17 protein-coding genes and 1 pseudogene are annotated in these 18,965 nt (G+C 38.0%); 9 read left to right on the top strand and 9 right to left on the bottom strand.

Annotated elements, in window-relative coordinates; all coding sequences use genetic code 11:
- Together secA and RUH60_RS10415 are read left to right on the top strand one after the other, a co-directional pair.
- A pseudogene (secA, locus tag RUH60_RS10420) lies at window positions 1-1,485 on the top strand (preprotein translocase subunit SecA); the annotation flags it as partial.
- Between the two features lie 76 nt (window positions 1,486-1,561).
- Window positions 1,562-2,137, top strand: coding sequence for a hypothetical protein (locus RUH60_RS10415; protein WP_313808064.1), 576 nt, complete (start codon window positions 1,562-1,564; stop codon window positions 2,135-2,137).
- A gap of 25 nt (window positions 2,138-2,162) precedes the next feature.
- Here RUH60_RS10415 and RUH60_RS10410 read toward each other — a convergent pair whose 3' ends face one another.
- The 4 genes from RUH60_RS10410 to RUH60_RS10395 form a co-directional block, all read right to left on the bottom strand.
- Entirely contained in the window at window positions 2,163-3,119 is a 957-nt protein-coding gene (locus RUH60_RS10410) for a transporter (RefSeq protein ID WP_313808063.1), read from the bottom strand.
- A gap of 2 nt (window positions 3,120-3,121) precedes the next feature.
- A complete protein-coding gene (locus RUH60_RS10405; RefSeq protein WP_313808062.1) occupies window positions 3,122-4,168 on the bottom strand; it encodes a cytochrome-c peroxidase in 1,047 nt (348 codons plus the stop codon).
- A gap of 20 nt (window positions 4,169-4,188) precedes the next feature.
- On the bottom strand, window positions 4,189-4,989 hold the full coding sequence (locus RUH60_RS10400; RefSeq protein WP_313808060.1) for an MbnP family protein: 801 nt from the start codon (window positions 4,987-4,989) through the stop codon (window positions 4,189-4,191).
- Window positions 4,990-5,103: 114 nt separating this feature from the next.
- Entirely contained in the window at window positions 5,104-5,478 is a 375-nt protein-coding gene (locus RUH60_RS10395) for a hypothetical protein (protein ID WP_313808058.1), read from the bottom strand.
- Between the two features lie 123 nt (window positions 5,479-5,601).
- Here RUH60_RS10395 and RUH60_RS10390 point away from each other — a divergent pair, with 123 nt between their 5' ends.
- The gene (locus RUH60_RS10390) at window positions 5,602-6,000 is read left to right on the top strand and encodes a hypothetical protein (protein ID WP_313808056.1); all 399 of its coding nucleotides are present in this window, start codon (window positions 5,602-5,604) and stop codon (window positions 5,998-6,000) included.
- A gap of 36 nt (window positions 6,001-6,036) precedes the next feature.
- On the opposite strand, the gene RUH60_RS10385 is transcribed toward RUH60_RS10390, so the two are convergent.
- A complete protein-coding gene (locus RUH60_RS10385) occupies window positions 6,037-7,440 on the bottom strand; it encodes an FAD-linked oxidase C-terminal domain-containing protein (protein ID WP_313808054.1) in 1,404 nt (467 codons plus the stop codon).
- 703 nt (window positions 7,441-8,143) lie between these two features.
- On the opposite strand from RUH60_RS10385, the gene RUH60_RS10380 reads away from it, so the two are divergent.
- The 3 genes from RUH60_RS10380 (at window position 8,144) to RUH60_RS10370 (ending at window position 11,431) form a co-directional block, all read left to right on the top strand.
- Entirely contained in the window at window positions 8,144-9,157 is a 1,014-nt protein-coding gene (locus RUH60_RS10380; protein ID WP_313808052.1) for a type I restriction enzyme HsdR N-terminal domain-containing protein, read from the top strand.
- Between the two features lie 609 nt (window positions 9,158-9,766).
- On the top strand, window positions 9,767-10,579 hold the full coding sequence (locus tag RUH60_RS10375) for a M23 family metallopeptidase (RefSeq protein WP_313808050.1): 813 nt from the start codon (window positions 9,767-9,769) through the stop codon (window positions 10,577-10,579).
- Window positions 10,580-10,750: 171 nt separating this feature from the next.
- The gene (locus tag RUH60_RS10370; protein ID WP_313808048.1) at window positions 10,751-11,431 is read left to right on the top strand and encodes a fibrobacter succinogenes major paralogous domain-containing protein; all 681 of its coding nucleotides are present in this window, start codon (window positions 10,751-10,753) and stop codon (window positions 11,429-11,431) included.
- A 214-nt stretch (window positions 11,432-11,645) separates the two neighbouring features.
- Here RUH60_RS10370 and RUH60_RS10365 read toward each other — a convergent pair whose 3' ends face one another.
- Window positions 11,646-13,316 carry a T9SS type A sorting domain-containing protein gene (locus RUH60_RS10365; RefSeq protein WP_313808046.1) on the bottom strand — a complete coding sequence of 557 codons (1,671 nt, stop codon included), beginning with the start codon at window positions 13,314-13,316 and terminating at the stop codon, window positions 11,646-11,648.
- 228 nt (window positions 13,317-13,544) lie between these two features.
- Between RUH60_RS10365 and RUH60_RS10360 the strand changes: the two genes are divergently transcribed.
- Entirely contained in the window at window positions 13,545-14,123 is a 579-nt protein-coding gene (locus RUH60_RS10360) for a Crp/Fnr family transcriptional regulator (RefSeq protein WP_313808044.1), read from the top strand.
- 79 nt (window positions 14,124-14,202) lie between these two features.
- Entirely contained in the window at window positions 14,203-14,937 is a 735-nt protein-coding gene (locus RUH60_RS10355; RefSeq protein ID WP_313808042.1) for a hypothetical protein, read from the top strand.
- A 125-nt stretch (window positions 14,938-15,062) separates the two neighbouring features.
- Here RUH60_RS10355 and RUH60_RS10350 read toward each other — a convergent pair whose 3' ends face one another.
- A complete protein-coding gene (locus RUH60_RS10350; protein ID WP_313808041.1) occupies window positions 15,063-15,977 on the bottom strand; it encodes an AEC family transporter in 915 nt (304 codons plus the stop codon).
- A gap of 70 nt (window positions 15,978-16,047) precedes the next feature.
- Between RUH60_RS10350 and meaB the strand changes: the two genes are divergently transcribed.
- A complete protein-coding gene (gene meaB / locus RUH60_RS10345) occupies window positions 16,048-17,130 on the top strand; it encodes a methylmalonyl Co-A mutase-associated GTPase MeaB (protein ID WP_313808039.1) in 1,083 nt (360 codons plus the stop codon).
- A gap of 74 nt (window positions 17,131-17,204) precedes the next feature.
- On the opposite strand, the gene RUH60_RS10340 is transcribed toward meaB, so the two are convergent.
- Both RUH60_RS10340 and RUH60_RS10335 read right to left on the bottom strand, forming a co-directional pair.
- Window positions 17,205-17,432, bottom strand: a complete 228-nt coding sequence (locus tag RUH60_RS10340) for a hypothetical protein (RefSeq protein ID WP_313808037.1) — start codon at window positions 17,430-17,432, stop codon at window positions 17,205-17,207.
- A gap of 19 nt (window positions 17,433-17,451) precedes the next feature.
- The gene (locus RUH60_RS10335) at window positions 17,452-18,834 is read right to left on the bottom strand and encodes an MATE family efflux transporter (protein WP_313808035.1); all 1,383 of its coding nucleotides are present in this window, start codon (window positions 18,832-18,834) and stop codon (window positions 17,452-17,454) included.
- Window positions 18,835-18,965: the final 131 nt, after the last annotated feature.

Genomic DNA, 18,965 nt, shown 5'->3' with positions numbered 1-18,965 from the left:
GCAGAAGGTCGTCCGGTGTTAATCGGTACAACTTCGGTTGAGATTTCAGAATTATTGAGCCGTATGCTTAAAATGAAAGGAATCCAGCACAACGTATTGAATGCGAAATTACACAAGCAAGAAGCTCAAATCGTTGCCGAAGCTGGTAAACCTGGTGTGGTAACCATTGCAACCAACATGGCCGGTCGTGGTACGGATATTAAATTGTCTGACGAAGTAAAAGCGGCTGGTGGTTTGGCGATCATCGGTACGGAGCGTCACGATTCGCGTCGTGTAGACCGTCAGTTACGTGGTCGTTCAGGACGTCAGGGAGATCCGGGAAGTTCACAGTTCTATGTATCTTTGGAAGATAACTTGATGCGTTTGTTCGGTTCGGAGCGTGTAGCTAAAATGATGGACCGTTTGGGAATCAAAGAAGGGGAAGTTATTCAACATTCGATGATGACCAAATCGATTGAAAGAGCTCAGAAAAAAGTAGAAGAAAACAACTTCGGAGTTCGTAAACGTTTATTAGAATATGATGACGTAATGAACGCGCAACGTGAAGTGGTATACAAACGTCGTCGTCATGCTTTACACGGAGAACGTTTAAAAGTAGACATCGCTAACATGATGTACGACTTAGCGGAATCTATTGCAGAAAACAATAAACTGACGAAAGATTTCAAAAATTTTGAATTTGAATTGATCCGTAATTTCGCGATTGAATCTCCAATTTCTGAAAACGATTTCAACAAATTATCAGAAATGGAAATCGCCGGAAAAGTATACAAAGCTGCAATGGAAGCGTATTCTTCTAAGCAAGAACGCAACGCTAAAGAAGCTTTCGCCGTTATCAAAAATGTATACGAAAACAACAATGGCCAGTACGAGCGTATTGTGGTTCCTTTCACAGACGGTATCAAATCATTAAATGTGGTTACCGATTTAGAGAAAGCGTACACCAGCGAAGGAAAAACATTGTTATCCGATTTCGAAAAGAACATTACATTAGCGATTGTTGACGAAGCTTGGAAGAAACATTTACGTAAAATGGACGAGTTGAAACAATCAGTTCAGTTGGCAGTTCACGAGCAAAAAGATCCGTTGTTGATTTATAAATTCGAAGCGTTCAACTTGTTCAAAAAGATGTTAGACGGTGTGAATAAAGAGGTTTCATCTTTCTTATTCAAAGGTGATTTGCCTTCTCAAAATCCGAATAACATTCAGGAAGCTGATGAAACTCCGGTACAGGAAGATTACACAACTTCTAAAGAAGAAGTTTTAAACACTGATGAATTGGCAGCCAAAAACCGTGAAGCCGGACAAGCTGCGCAACAACAGCAACATCATGCGACTGAAACTATTGTTCGTGATGCGCCGAAAATCAACCGTAATGACAATGTGACGATTAAACACGTTTTGAGTGGAAAATCGGAAACTATGAAATTCAAAAAAGCAGAAGCATTATTAGCTTCAGGCGAATGGATTATCGTTAACGAATAGTTTTTAAATCCATAAATATTCTAGAGTCCCCATATTTTGGGGATTTTTTTATTAGCTTTAACTAAAATTAATCACAATGAGAATCTTACTACTTTCAATAATTACTTTAACATCGGTACTTTTAAACGCGCAAATACCTAAAAATCTGGAGCGCGATGCTAAAAAAGTTTACGATGCCACGTACAACATGGACTTCAATACTATTTTGGATTACACCTACCCGAAAATCTTTGATATTGTGGACAGAAACACCATGTATGAAACTTTAGATAAAACCTTTCAGAATGATGAATTCAGCATCCGATTTGTAAATCCAACAGCGAATTTTAAATATTCTGATATTAAAACCATTGGCAATCAGAAGTTCTGCCTTATTTCTTATAACAACGCTTTACGCATGAAATTTGAAGAACCTTTGGATGAGGAAACCGTATCGATTATGACAGAAGCTTTTCAGTCAAGCATGAAAAATTACAAAATCACTTATGAAAAAGAACGCAACGGTTTCCTGTTAGAAGGACCTGATATGTTGATAGCTATTTCGGATTCTTTAACTAAAAACGAGTGGCGTTTCTTAAATCACGATGAAGATCAAATTGATTTTTTGGATAAAATATTGACGACAAGTGTTCGAAAACAACTTGGATTATAAAAAAGCCTCAACTGAGGCTTTTTTATTATAACGTGTAATTCAAATTAAAACTTAACCGGTATTGGGCTTCTATCTTTCCACCGTTTAAATTTTGCTGAATAGGAAACATAGTATTGGCTCCAAAAGAAAATTTCTTTCTGTTGATTTCGAAACCGATTTTTCCAAATAACACATCTCCTGAAGTATCGCGAACGCGTTGTTTGTGTTGTACATTACTTTCGTACACTTCTCCGGCTATTCCCAACTGAGGCGCCAAGGAAAGTAAATCTTTCTCCCAAACGTAAAAAAAAGTACCGGCATAATTCCATTGGTTCCCAAAACGATAGTTCTTTTCATTTTCAGTTTTAACGATATAATTTGCCATCGTATTTAAACCGAATTTCCTGTAGCGAAGTACGTATTCTGACGCTATAAGATAGTCCCAGCTTCCAGTTCCCAATTGAAAACTCGGATTAACGCTGCCGTTATTCTTTTCATCAAACTTCCCGATTGGTGCCTTCACTCCTGCTCCAAGCTGAACATTGTGTCTTACTGTAGCACTATCTTTTTGGGTCTGGTAAATGCTGCACATTCCTAAAACGGTAACATCTCCAATTCCTGAAATACTTTGGTTACCCGAATCTGTTGTTCTGTTATTAAAATGATACGGCGCTAAAACGGTTAACTGTATTTTTTTCAACACAGGAATCCTTGCCCACAACTGTACGGTATTAAAATTTTCATTGTGCCAAACGGAATTGGTGTACAATTTATCATTGCTTCGGTAACTTTGATAAAAATAACGAACACAAACAAAATTAGAGTTCAACATAGAAGAAAACCCCATACTGCCGCCACTGGCTGAACATCCGCAAGCATCGCAATCGTCTTCTATAAGCAAAAACTGTCTTTTAAAATAGTGCTGATAATGTAAACTATCCAATTCTGAAGCCCATCCGTTTTGAAGAAAAAGCAACAGGTAAAACAAAATATATTTTTTCATCTTTAAAATTCTGATAATTGAGGATTGGTTAAAAACTCAGTATCGGTTAAGGTTTTGAGAAAAGCAATAATCTTTACTTTCTCATCGTTAGTTAATGGAATTCCGAGAACTCCGTTGTTGCTCAAGGAATTATCTAATGTCGCCGAATTAGTTACGCCATTCGTATAATGGTTTAAAACTGCATCCAACGTAAAGAAACGACCATCATGCATATACGGCGCTGTTTTCTCTACATTGCGCAAACTCGGTACTTTGAATTTGTACTTATCCTGCTCCAACTCGGTTACACGATATCTTCCTTTGTCATCAACAGCCGGATTGACTGCCAAGCCGTTATTTCGGAATGAATTGTCAGTGAACAAATCAGTAGCGTGACAGGAAGCGCATTTTTGATTAAAAACGGAATACCCTTCCATTTCGGTTTGTGACAATGTACCTCCCGATTCACCACGACGGTATTTGTCAAACTTTGAGTTGGAAGAAACCGCCATAATCATGAACTGAGCAAGCGCTTTCAACATGTTTGCCGAATTTACTTCTCCATTCACAAAAGCCGCTTTAAACAATTTTCGGTACTCCTGATCGGCTTTCATCATGGCAACGGCATCGGTGAAATTACCATTCATTTCAATTTCACTGGTAAACGGAATAATAGCCTGCATATCCAAATGATTCGCAGCTCCATCCCACATGAAAACATTCTGAAAGGCTAAATTCTGTATTGGTTGTGCATTTCGGGTTCCAACGGCATTATTTACCCCGTGACTCACCGTGTGCCCGTGATGGGTAAACGCATCCTGTTGGATATGACAAAACGCACACGAAACCAAGCCGTCTGAAGCCAAACGCCCGTCGTAGAATAACTTCTTTCCTAATTCAAAACCTTTTTCGGTTAACGGATTGGAAGAAAGATTATAAACCAACGGCGGAAAATTAGACGGTACCTGAAAGGCTATCGGAATGTTTTGATATTCCTCATCCTCACTGTCTTCAGTACTGCAACCAAAAAGTAATGCAGCAAGAAACAGCCCAAACACTTTGGATTTCATACAAACGGTGTTTTGATACATTAATCGTTGTGTACGTGATGTACAGAGAACATGTTTGTCAAATTCGAAGTGATCAATTCCAGATTAGTTCCGCCCATAATCATGGTACCCATTCCACCCATATTGTTGTTGGTAAGGCTGATTTTATTGGTTCCGTCAATTAGTTTCGATACATCTGCCATAATGTGGATTTGCGGTGTGATAGTACTTCGCACCAAAGCATTGTCCGGCATAGCTAAAGTGATTACTTTATAGTTGTAGGCTGTTCCGGTTTGACCGGTATGTACCATAAATGAAGTATCGGAAGCTACAGTAGCCGAAGTAAAAGTACCTTCAAAAGCTACGAATTTGTACCCGGCACTCCAGCTCCAAAGCATGTCTTCGTTTTGAGCATGTGCTAAGAAATCGCCTTGACCGCCAGCTCCTAAATTAAAGTGCTCTTGGTCAACCCCAATTCCGAATTGGATTGAAGTGTAATCTCCAGCCGGAATGTCCTGCAATTGCAATACACGAGAAGCCGCATCAGACTCATTTACAATAAAATAACCATCAGCAGTTGGATAAGTAAACGTAGTTCCATCCGCTTTGGTTAAAACGATATTGCTTACGATGTATTTCACCAAACCTACCTTTAGGTTCTCGTTTAATGAAGTGGTGTTTACTTGTGTATTTAAAATTAAATCGGCACCATTGAAAACATTGTCAAATTCAACGTTTAGGTTTCCTTTTTCAGTTGTACTTACTTGGTTGTTATCGTCTTGGTTACAAGAAACCAAAGCTGTTGCCATAGCCAAAGCGGCTACTAAATTTTTTAATTGCATTTTTATGAATTGTATTGATTAAAAGTCAGGTTACATCGTCCCGAACAATCAGGCGACATCATATAGGTTTACTCGGCATCAAAAGAAATGACACTGAAAAACGCTTGCTACTATTTAAGCAATACTACTCGGTGGATGGAAAAAGGAAACGGTTTTTTCCAGAAAATACAAGTTGGAATAATCAGCATTGACTTCGGAAGAAATAGGTTCCTGCAAACCTACAATATCGTAATTACCAATAGCCGTTAGGTACAACACTTCAAACTCGTGATGTGAAGCTTTTTTATCGGAAGAAACCGGATTGTCATTCTCGGAGGTTTTTGCCATTTCTTTCATCAAATAACACTTCCCGTTACACTGCATTTCAGGTTTGGCTTTGTTCTCACAAAGCTCTTTTACAATGTATTCGTAATTGAAAACGTAGTCCATCACCGGAAGAATCGGTTTCATAAAGAACAGGAACACTACTATTACGATGGCATTTTTCACAGTGCAAAACTAGCCTACAAAACATCAAAAAGCAATCTTTATAAAAGATTTATCTGTTAAAATTAAGCCCTTACGCCGTAATAGCCTACTTTTGAAGAATTATTTGCTTAGACTCCATTACAAATGACTAATACGATTGTTTATACCGCTTTCTTTGCTGCTGTTCAAGACAGTATTGCCGCAGGTACTTTTGCTAAGTTAACCTTCACTAAAACCGTTGGCAAACCGGAATTACTGAATATTTACGTTAGAACGACTGTTATTGATGATATACTAAAACTAGCAGTAACCTTCAAAAGCTATAACGAGGGTTTACAGGAAGAGGAAAAGGTTATTGCGTTAGATGATTTAGAATCGGAACTGACACCCTACATCAACAACCCGTTTATGTGGATGCTGTTGTTTACTACGGAAGCCGATATTACCATGAAGCTCAACAAAAAGCGTAACGCTACTATTACTGAACATCCGCCTACGTTTAAAAATCCGGATGCTACTTTAACGGCATATAGAAATAAATAAAAAAGGACACTTTAGTAAGCGTCCTTTTTGATAGTATCAAATTGAATCCGGGAAGATTTTACCGGGATTGAGTATGTTATTTGGATCGAATACTTTTTTAATGCTTTTCATCAACTGGAGTTGTCCTCTACTGAAAGCAATATCCATATAGTTTTTCTGTACATAACCGATACCGTGTTCGCCGGAAAGAGTCCCTTTTAAGGCTACAGTCAGTTCGAAGATTTCACGGATGCCTTTGGGTACTTCGGTTTGCCAGTTCTCGTCGGTCATATCGGCTTTGATGATGTTGACGTGTAAGTTTCCATCACCGGCATGTCCGTAACAGACGGATTTGAAACCGTATTTATCTCCGATTTCTTTAATGCCTTTCAGTAAAGTTGGCAGTTCATAACGCGGCACCACCGTATCTTCTTCTTTGTATACCGAATTCGATTTAACTGCTTCGGCTACTCCTCTGCGCATACGCCATAAAGCATTTTTCTGGTCTTCGGTATCGGCAAACAGGATTTCATCAATTTGGAACTGTTCGACTACACCCATGATTTTTTCGGCTTCCAACATCAGTACATCAGGATAATTGCCGTCGACTTCGATTAGCAAATGGGCTTGTATTTCATCTTTAATAGCTACATTAACCCCATCGATGTATTTAATCGCCCAATCGATAGCATCGCGTTCCATGAATTCTAAAGCACTGGGAGTCACTCCCGCTCTGAAGATGGCCGATACGGCTTCGCAGGCTTGTTCGGCTTGGTAAAAAGGGACTAACATTAAGACGTTATGCGAGTTCTTAGGCAACAGCTTCAGTACTATTTTTGTGATGATTCCCAAGGTTCCTTCGCTGCCGACCATTAACTGCGTCAAGTTGTACCCAGTGGAGTTTTTTAAGGTATTGGCTCCCGTCCAGATGATTTCTCCGGTGGGTAGAACTACTTCTAAATTGAGTATATAATCTTTAGTAACACCATATTTTACGGCTCTTGCTCCTCCGGCATTTTCGGCTACATTACCACCGATAAAACAACTACCGCGACTGCTCGGGTCTACGGGATAGAAAAGTCCTTTTTCTAATAGTGTTTCCTGCAAAACTTGCGTAATGACAGCGGGTTCGGTTACTACCTGAAGGTTTCTTTCGTCAATTTCAAGAATCTTATTCAGTCGGTCTGTGGCTAAACCGATGCCTTGATGAATGCTTAGTGCGCCTCCACTCAACCCTGTTCTTCCTCCGATGGGCACTACGGGAAGGTTATACTGATTCGCTAGTTTCACAATCTCCGAAATTTCCTGAGCCGATGCCGGTTTGACTACAACAGAAGGCGGAAACACATAGTCTTCGGTTTCGTCGTGACCGTAATGGTTACGGGTTGTTTCGTCTGTAAACACGAAAGCATAGCCAACGATGGTTTGTAGCTTTTGGAGTATTTCGGGTGTGAGTGTCATGCGGATTATTTTTAAACAAATTTAGGAAAGAAATCAGATGTTTTGGTTTTGTCTTGCGTTTATTATGGCGATGGCGGCTTTTATGGCTGTCTTTTGAATAGCTTATACTATGTTACTACTTCTTTACCTATGAGGTTCTATTTTCGTTGGTTTCTTTATCGGGGTTTACTCGAGTTATATACGCTATAAACACGCTATATATACGCTATATATACGCTATATATCGGAATTAAGGTTGACTTTTGCATAAGGCTGGCATAAGGTTACCATGACGCATCCATGACGTTACCATGACGCGTCAAAAATAAAACCAGGGCTGAATTAAGGGTTTTATTGAATTTCTTAAGCTGGAGAATAGTTATAAATATCACTAAATTTAGGGATTGTGGGGTTTGGGTTTTATGGCTGTCTTTTGGATAGCTTATACTATGTTACCACTTCTTTACCTATGAGGCTCAATTTTTGTTGGTTTCTTCATCGGGGTTTACTCGGCTTTAGTACGGCTTTAGTACGGCTTTGATACGCTATATATCAGAATTGGGATTGGCTTATACAGGACAAAACAATTTAGTCATAAGATTGTACTGCAGTAGCATTTTGAAATATCACTAAATTTAGGGATTGTGTAAGTAGATTTTTATCTTTATGTTTGATAAACTGAGAATTAAATCAAAAACCAAGAAACTCTAAATTCAATATTGATATGTCATTAATAAACAAAAAACAGGCTTTCAATCACTTAAAAAAATCATTGGACAATTTTAATTTTATCCAAAAAGCTGAAAATTGTTCAAATGAAGCACAAACAAAAAAGTTTTTGATAGACCCATTTTTTATGCTGCTTAATTATGCTCATGAGGATTTAATTCCAGAGTATGAAGCTGATTTTGGAGACCGAGTTAGCAACAAGGTTGACTATGCTATAAAACTTGGCAGAAAAGATATAATCATTGTTGAATGTAAAAAACTTACCAGCAAACTAACAGACAAAGAAGCTGGTCAATTAAGCGGTTATTTTCAAAACGCTAAAAATTCTAGAATTGCGATATTGACAAATGGCAGAGAGTATCGCTTTTATTCTGATGTTGCTTTAGTAAATACAATGGATTCTAAACCATTCTTTGTTTTTGATATTGAAAACTACACCGATAACGACATCGAAGACCTCTTAGATTTTGACGCTCGGATTATCAACATAAATGAAATTATTGTTAAAGCTCAAGAATCAGTATTTATAGAAGATTTTGAACTTACTTTTTTAAAGGAAATGATTAGTCCTTCTGGTGATTTTTTAAAATTACTTCACAAGAAAATGACCTTCAAATCAAAGTTCAATGAGGAGAGAATGAAAGAGTTAATGAATTCTTCGCTTTTCAAATCTATTACTGAAAAAATCATAGTTCACGAAACAAAAACAAATTCAAAATCTGCAGGTGTCATAACGACTGATGATGAATTACAAGCTTATCATACAATTAGAACATTGTTAATTCAAAACAAGAAAATTCCAAATTCAAGAATTGGTTATCGTGACCAAAAAGGGACTTTTAACATCTTAGTTGATGACAATCAAAAGAAAACGATTTGTCAATTAAAATTTACGGATTCAAATAAAAAAGTATACATCGGAAATAATGAATATCCATTAGCCCACTTAGATGAATTACTTAATTTTAAAAATGAATTAATTGAGAGAACTATTTCCTTGATTGATTAATTCATCTCTCCCATACGACGACCTAGGAATACGCAGCCGTTAAGAAAATTTAAAGGGATTCCGTTAAGAAATATCCGCTGTTTGAGCGCTAGCGAGTTCGGATATTTTAGGAATACCTTTGAATTTTTAGGTGGAGTTTTCCAAGTCTTGAATTTTTGTTTCTTTTGTTTCAAGACAAAAGAAAAGAACAGATTGTTGTAAATTGAAAAGATTGCCGCGCTTCGTTTCACTACGCTCGCAATGACAGGGTGACTTACTTAGTACATGTGTAAGTTCAATAGATTGCCGCGCTTCACTTCGTTGCACTCGCAATGACCGTGCTTTGATTCATACACTGCTTTTACTAAACAGATTGCCGCGCTTCGTTTCACTACGCTCGCAATGACGGCACTTTGGTTGACATACTACATTTGGTCAACAGATTGCTTCGCTCCGTATCACTTCGCTCGCAATGACGAGCTGGTTTGCAATGGAATAATACATAGTCAAAGTCATATTTTTTCAAATATTTTCTTCAAGTCTTTTTGATATATTTGTGAGTATTCACAACAACAATCTTTGCCTAATCAAAGTCTGCAAAACATTGGCAACAATTAAAAAATAAATTAAATGAGAAACTATTTGTTATTAGCATTTGTACTACTAACTTCACTATGCCAGGCCGAACATAACGTTAAAATATACTATGAACAAATTGAAAATGGCTATAATATCTATGCTGATAATGACGAATATTGCCCAGTTAGTATAAAGATTAACTTTGTTGTTACAAATTTAAATGTTGATGGCGGGAATAATAATGTTTATGTCGTTAAGGCCAATAATAAGAAACAACTACTTACATCTCTTAAAGCTTTTAAAATAGGGAAAGCGTATAAGTTTTCATATAATTATTTGTTGAATTACGGTGAACATAATAACGATATGTATGACAAAGATTACATCTATGATCTACCTTTCAACACCTCAAATACATTTAAAGTAACTCAAGGCTATAACGGAACTTTTTCGCATCAAAATGAAAATTCTTTGGATTTCAAAATGCCAACCGGAACAGAGATTATGGCAATTCGAGAAGGTGTTGTCATTAAAGTAATAGCGAAGAATAACATAAGTTGTGAAAAAAAAGAATGCTCAAAATACAATAATCTTATACTGATTTACCATCCGGACGGAACTTTTGCAGAATACGGCCATATCAAACTAAATGGTTCAAAAGTTAAGGTTGGAGATAAAGTTTCAAAAGGTCAGTTGATTGGCTATAGCGGAAATGTTGGATGGAGCACTAAACCACATTTGCATTTGGTGATATTTAATCAGAAAATTGAAAATAGAGAAACATTGAAAACTAAGTTCAAAACGAGTGATGGAAGCTTAACAGAATATCTGGTTGAAGAGACTGAATATTCACGTAATTATTAAAAGCTATTGCCAATAATAGCTAAAAGTAATTACCGTTAAACACCAGTACGCAAACTCATTAACAATAGTAATCATTTGCAAATTACCATGACCTATCTGTCATAAACCTTAAAAAGAATTCATTAAATATAAAATCCATTAATAGACAAAGTTTCTATTCAAACACGCAAGATGATGACTACACACTCACTTAAAGGATTCCTAGCTATTACTTTTTTATCACTATTTATAGCCTCTTGTAACAATTCGAACAATACTTCAAAAGAAGAAATTACCCAAGCTACAAATTCTACAATAAAAATTGGCTCACAAGTTTGGACTACTCAAAATTTAGATGTTGCAACATTCAGAAATGGCGATGCTATACTTGAAGCAAAAACGGATGAGGAGTGGCGAAAAGCACAAGATGAAAAAACTCCTGCCTGGTGTTATTACAAGAACGATTCTGAAAACGGAGAAAAATACGGAAAACTATACAACTGGTATGCGGTAAATGACCCTCGTGGTCTGGCGCCAAAAGGATATCATATCCCCAATACAACCGAATGGGAAAGTTTAATATCTAATTTAGGAGGTAATAATACCGCAGGACAAAAAATTAAAAGTAAAAACGGTTGGTTGGAAAATGGCAATGGCACAAACGAATCCGGCTTTTTTGGTGTTCCTGGCGGTGCTCGTTATGATTTTGGTAGTTTTGATGATATGGGCTACAGTGCCATTTGGTGGACTGCAACCCAACAAGAGATCTGTATTGGTTTGAATGGCCTAGTGTGGTATAGTGACAATTATGTAAACTCAGACAACACCAATGGTCCTGGAGCCGGTTTGTCTGTTCGTTGCTTGAAGGATTAGGAATTGGCGATTGTTGCAAATTTAAAGATTGCCGCGCTTCACTTCGTTACGCTCGCAATGACTGTACTATGATTGACATGCTGCATTTGCTCAACAAATTGCCGCGCTTCCGTTTCACTTCGTTCGCAAAGACATTACAAAAACTAAAAAAGCAACCTTTCGGTTGCTTTTTTAATTACTAAACTTGTGGCAAAACACCATCAAATTTTTATTCTTATTGCTTCATTGCTTTGGTATGTCTTGTACTTCCATCCTGCATCGTCATGGTAAGTATGTAAAGCCCTGCATTCAAATCGCCTACATAAACACCTTGCTGAGGCAGCTCGACTGTTTTAACCAGCTTCCCTGTTGCATCGGAGAATGAAATTGATTTTACTTCGTCGGCATTATCCAAATAAACTCTGTCGGTAAACGGCACAGGATATACTTTAATTTTTGGTTGTTCAACGTCGATTGTTGATAAAACCTGTTGAAGTATTACATCTATTTTCCAAGAATTGTTATCAACTTTGTTGTACGTAGTATTACAAGCGGACCCTCCGTAGGTTCTCCAGGCGCGAAGCTCAAAAGTAACGTTTCCGGTAAGACCGTTGGCAATGGTTAGTCCCGTTCTGTTATAAGCATAGGTTCCGGTTGTTCCGCCAGCTCCTGAAGAAACAGCCGCTTCTGCAGTACTGTTAGACGTACATACCAAAAGAGAACGCTGCTCACTCATCCATCCGTTACTAGCGGTTGTCATGCTGTAAGACACGGCGGTTGACGCAATCTGAAATCCTGCCGGTACATTAATGGTTAACGTTCCCGGACATGCGTTTGAACTGGTTACCGTAACCCCTGAATTGTTATACTCTGTATTGATTTCTCCAGCGGTATAGCTGGCACTTACCTGACCGGTCGTGAACATTTTCATTTGCCAGAATCCTTGTTCTGACCCGCAATTGGAACGAATCCAAAGGTAATAAGTCTCTCCTAAATTAAGCCCAGTAAGTGTTAAAGTAGTCACACCTGCTCCCACATTTCCCATAGGTGTAGTCGAGGCTGTTGGAGGTGTTGGTGAACTGCTGTAATAATAGTCGTAACCTGATGAAGGGGCACTTGCCGGAGCAGTCCAGTTGAAAATTCCGCCATCTGACGTAGAGGCAAATGTAATGTTGGTAGGAGCCGGACAGCTTGTGTAGGCATTAGCCGAAAATGCAAAGATGTTGGGAATTCCAGCAGCTGCAGTTTTAGTAATCGTAACACTTTCTATAAGTTTAGCATGGTTAGAAGCATTTATCGCTAACGGGATTTGATACAATCTTGGATTGGTTCCTCCGCCACTTTCTAAAACGTCATTGTTCCGATTAATTCTTCCGATACCCTGAATGGCATAATTAGCACCACCGTACCAGTCTGCTATAGCTACGTTTGTAAAAGTTTGCGTGGTAGCATCTGTAAAATTTACCGTAACACTTACTGTACAGGCTCCACTTCCACCGGTTGCCAGCATATATAAATTTACTGCAGCTAACGGAGTCGTAAACTGCAAAGTTCCCGCATCATTAAGATCCTGAAGTCGCAAGGCATTGTCTGAACTGTAGGATGCCAACTGATAGCTTAATCCCGAAGGTGAAGCCACAGCACTGTTGATTAGACCGCTAATTGGTAGTCCGTAAGTTAAAGTCGCACTACCAGATGTTAACTGAAAATCTCTTGAAACGAAAGCATAATTTACTCCATCAACATCGTTAGTGGTTGAAGTAGTGGACGAGCCAATACCGTTAGCAATTACATCGGCGTTAAACCCACTTTGAATGGGCATCATTTGTAAGTTCTGTGCGCCAATTTTTTCAGGAATCAACAAAGAAATTGCAACAGTACAAATAAATAGTAATGTTTTTTTCATAATTTATTGTAGTTAGATTAATAAAGTGCACAATTTACAATACTGAAGCAATATAATTTGAGAAATTCTTAACGATTTGACCAAAACAGTAACTATTTAACAAATAAAATTATTTAATTACAAAATAACCATTAAATCGTTATTTTTTTTAAATTTAAAACAGTTATGCTCTCATAATAAAATCATGCATAACCAACCCATTTTAAGTATAAAAAGCCAGCAATAAACATGTACGAAAGCCTAATAAACACCTTTGAACAATTAGTGGTTTTGAGTGATGCGGAAAAGGATCTTATTACTCAGATATTCAAACCTCTTGAACTCAAAAAAGGAGATTATTTCACGGAAGCCGACAAACCAAATAAAAGGGTTGGTTTTCTGGCAAAAGGACTTGTTTATTATTATGTGCTTAAAAATGATAACGAGGCCATTACCGATTTTACCAAGGAAGGAGAATTTGTATCTGAATACCATACTTTCATCACGCAATCGAAAGCCGTACACTCTATAAAAGCAATTGAAGACTGTACTTTTTTGGTTATGGATTTTGAAAGTATTCAAAGACTGTATAATGACATTAAAGAAGGTAACAAGTTTGGAAGAATGGTTCTGGAACACCGCTTTGGAGTAGTGGTTAATCAATTACTTTCGCTATACATGCACACTCCCGAAGAACGCTACCTGCATTTTCAAAAAAACTATGCTGACTTAACCCAAAGAGTTCCTCAATACTTAATCGCTGCCTACATAGGTGTTAAGCCTCAATCTTTAAGCAGAATCAGAAAAAGAATCGCATCCGGATATTAGTTAACCTGGGTGTATCATTTTGATAGACGTAAATTCTAACTTGGCTAAAAAATTAGTAACAAGTAAAATCGATATCAAAATGAAATCAACACTCGAAAAGAAAGTAAACTTTCTAATGACTTACGCCCTTGCCTGCACCGTATTGGTCGTGTTCTTAATGCTCAACAGTTTTTCACCAAAAAACAACATTGAACATTTCGATGAAATTACCGTAAAAAAAATTACCGTTACCGGGGAAGATAATCTGCCTAGAATGGTTTTAAGCAACGAAACGCGACAACATCCCGGTAGAATGAACGGAAAAGAATGGAAAAAAAGACAACGCCCTTCTGGAATTATATTTTTTAATAATGAAGGTGACGAATGCGGCGGACTGATTCACCAGACCAAAATTAAAGACGGTAAAATAATATCCGGGATGTCTTTTACCATGGACAATTACAAAGACGACCAGGTGGTGCAGCTTTTAAATGACGAGTATTATGCCGACGGGAAAGCATTTATTCAAAGAGGCATAAAAATTAATGAATTTCCTCTAGGCTCTGATATTGACGAAAGGAATAAAGAAATTGAGGAAATCAATAAGATTACTGATGAAAAAGAAAGGAATTTAAAGCTGAATGAATTGTGGAGTAAAAAAGGAGCCATAAACAGACTTTTCATTGGCCGAACCAAAGGAAACAGTTCCGGACTTTTCTTATCAGGACCCGATGGAAAACCTAAAATGATGATTTATGTGGATGAAAAAGGCAACCCTAAAATTCAGACATTAAATGACAAAGGCGAGGTAAAAGATTTTATCGAAACCAAATAAAAAACAACATCGGCTTGGTATCTGTACAAAGATTTTAGTTGGATAACAGACTTCTACTCACTCATAACGTCACAGATACCAAGCTGTTAGCCCCTACAAATGCGGTTGAAGAAATATGAGAAAGTCTATAAGCCTTTCAACACCCACCACCAAAACACCAACGTTACAAACGAAAGCGGAATTCCGAACCCTATCATCATGTTCGCCAGTTTGGGTTTTAAACCGTAGTTCACAGCCACGATAGCTCCGGTAATCATAGGCGCCATAGCGGATTCTAATACAGAAACCTGAATTTCCACTCCTTTTCCATTTAGGATAATAACATAGAGTAAATAAAAGAAAGCCGGTGTGATGAACAATTTAAACAACAAGCCTAATGTTAGAAATTTCCAGTGTTTGCTTTTCCAGTCGAATTCGAGCTGCATCCCAACGGCTACTAAAGCGATTGGTGTAACCGTAGTGCCTAAACGCTGAAAAACGGATTGCAATTCCAAAGGAAAATCGAGATTCAGAACATTGAGCAGAACCGCAATTACAAAAGCTACGAAAGGCGGAAAAAAGAGAATCTTTTTAAAAATAGCACTTACAGAATTACTAGAATGTCTGGAATATAACGTTGCAACCAAAATCGCTAAGGTGGAAACCACTACAAACGAACCAGGCTGATCTACAATTACTGCAGTTTCCAATGCTTTTTTACCATAGACAGCTTCGATTACCGGAAACCCTACAAAGGAAGTATTGCCCAGTCCTGCGACAATAATCAGGCAGCCCGTTAATTTATTAGACCAACCAAAGATTTTGGAAAATGTATTGAAAAACAAATACGAAAGCGCAAATCCTAACCATGCAATTCCCAACGGAAACAATAATTTGCTACTGATTTCCAACTTCGGAATATAATATAACGCCACGGCAGGAAGCGAAATATAAATCACAAACTGATTGAGAGCTTTGTAACTGAGTAGTGGAAAATCTTTGTTGTTTTTGAGCAGAAAACCCAAAAGCATGCAAACGAAAATGAGTATAATGTTATCCATAACAACGGTTGTCCTGCAAAGGTATTACTAATTTGAAATCTATTTATTACTTTTACCAAAAGCTTTTGTTTTGGATTCTTCACATAAAAAATCGGCCTTAAAAGAAAATGACGGAATTGAACAACCGGAAATCATTAGTGCCGCTTCTGTGGAGCAAATTCAAAAGTTTAGAAGAGCGCAACCTTCAGCTGAAGAGTTAATTACCAACATCTTAAAGGGCGATAAAACCGCACTAAGCCGCGCCATCACTTTGGTGGAAAGCACCAGCGAAAAGCATCTTGAAAAAGCTAACAACATTATCAAAGGCTGTCTGCCTTTAGCAAATAATTCTGTTCGTATTGGAATTACCGGAGTTCCGGGTGTTGGAAAATCGACTTTTATTGAAGCTTTCGGAAAATTTTTGACTTCGATTGGAAAAAAAGTAGCCGTTTTGGCTGTCGACCCAAGTTCCTCAATTAGTCACGGCAGTATTTTAGGCGATAAAACCCGTATGGAAGAACTGGTAAAAGATGAAAATGCCTATATCCGGCCAAGTGCTTCCGGAGAAAGTTTGGGTGGTGTGGCCCGAAAAACCCGTGAAAGTATCATTTTATGTGAAGCTTGCGGTTTTGATACCATTCTGATTGAAACGGTGGGTGTTGGACAAAGTGAAACGGCCGTTCACAGTATGGTGGATTTCTTTTTACTGTTGAATTTAGCCGGAGCCGGAGACGAACTGCAGGGCATTAAACGCGGTATCATGGAAATGGCGGATTTAATTGTCATCAACAAAGCGGATGGCGATAACGTAAAACGTGCCCGTTTAGCCAAAACTGAATACAATCGAGCTCTACACCTATTCCCGATGAAAAATTCGGGCTGGTCGCCAAAAGTTACGACTTGCAGTGCTTTACAAAATGAGGGTATTGCTGATGTTTGGGAAACCATTACCGAATACTTCAACCTAACGAAAGAAAATCATTTTTTCGAGCAAAAACGTTCCGAACAAAACCAATACTGGCTGATTGAAACCATTAACGAACAGTTAAAACAAAAATTCTACAACCATCCGGAAATTAAGAAATTGTTGGAGGAAAATAAAAAAGCGGTGCAAAACCATGAGATTTCTCCGTTTGCTGCCGCTCAGTTGCTTTTGAAATTATACGCTAAGTAATCGAAAGATTGCTTCGTCATACTTCCTCGCAATGACGAAAACTGAAAACTGCGACTGTAAACTGTGACTAAAACTTACTCCTCGTAACGCTCCATTTCACGATCGTAAAACTCGCCTGCTAAAGTGATTAAATGCTCCATTTCGGATTCCATTTCCTGTTCGTCTTCTTCGTCAATATCTTCTAAAAACTCGACTGAATCGTCTTTTAAATTGATTAAAAAACGTGGGAATTCTAAGTGAATGATGAAAATATCGTCCGGAAAGTCGGTGTTATCAGCTACTACAAATTTTGGTAATTCCATAAAAATTATGAATTAGGAGTTATGAATTATGATTTTGTGCAATCAGTTTTTTGCTCAAATGATTGAAACGAAGATACAAAAATATCGCGGCTACGGTTAAACCGGAAAGTAATCCGATCCAGATTCCGGTAGCTTTCAGATTTGTGTATAAGCCTAAGTAAATGGAAATCGGGAAACCAACGATCCAATACGCCACAAAAGTCATGTACATTGGGATTTTGACATCCTGCAAGCCTCGAAGCGCTCCTAAAACCACTACTTGAATTCCGTCGGAAATCTGGAAAATGGCAGCGATGATGATTAAATGAGCAGCGATGGCAATTACTTCGGAACTATCGGCTAATTGTGTTACATTGTCAGCATTCATGAACAATTGCGGTAAATACGGGTGCAAAATCACAAAAATGAGGGCAAAAATTCCCTGGATGATTATCGCCAATAAAAAGATGGAACGCGCCACCGTTTGCAACATTTTAAAATCTTGAGCGCCTTTATAATTCCCTACACGAACCATACCTGCAACGCCTAAACCGGATACAAACATAAAGGTAAACGTTGCCAAACTCAAAGCAATCTGATTAGCTGCCTGAGCTGCAGTACCAAGTCTACCAGAAAGCCAGATGGCGCCGGTAAACAATGCGACTTCAAAAAACATCTGCATCGAAGATGGTAAGCCTAAATTGACAATTTTCTGGATGATGTCTTTCTGCAATTCCTTAAACGAAAAACCATCAAAATAAGTTTTAAATCGTGCCTTATGTTTTAATGAATAGTGAATGTAAATCAGCATGACAAAACGGGAAATTACCGTTCCGTAGGCTGCACCCAACATTCCTAATTTCGGGAAGAACCACCAGCCGTAGATTAAGACTACGTTCAGGAAAAAGTGCACTACGTTACATAGTAAATTCGCCCACATGGCTACTTTGGTTTCTGATTTTCCGTCGGCAAACTGTTTGTAACCCTGAAAAATGATTAACGGAATTAGTGAAAACGCAACGATATCCAAAAACGGTTTAGCCATTTCAACTACCGCATCGGGTTGTCCCATTAAACCAATTAAGGGCTTCGAAAAATAGATAATGGAGAACAAACTAACTCCTAAAACCGTGCACAATACCAATCCATGATGGAAAATGGTGCGCTCTTTATCGACATTCTTTTCTCCGTCTGCTTCGGCTACTAAGGGTGTAATGGCTGTAGAAAAACCAATTCCAATGGACATCGCAATAAACACGAAACTGTTCGCTAGTGAGGCTGCTGCTAATTCTGTCGGTCCTAATTTTCCAACCATGATGTTGTCGACAATACTCACCAACGTGTGCCCCAACATCCCCAAAATAATCGGGTACGCCAATTTTAAATTTGCCGAAAACTCTTTTGTATAAACCGACCAGTTCATGTTTTAAATTTTGGCAAAGGTAAGAAGTAGTTGCTCTGCTTATCGTGGGTACAGCAAAAATTCTTTTCACAATTACAAAATACAAAACATTAATTATTAAGGATTTACAAATACACATCAACCCTGTCGAG

It is taken from the genome of Flavobacterium sp., assembly GCF_032153895.1.
In the GTDB taxonomy this organism is placed as follows: Bacteria; Bacteroidota; Bacteroidia; order Flavobacteriales; family Flavobacteriaceae; genus Flavobacterium.
The sequence above is the reverse complement of the archived record's forward strand: the minus strand, read 5'-3'. Positions and strand labels throughout refer to the sequence as shown.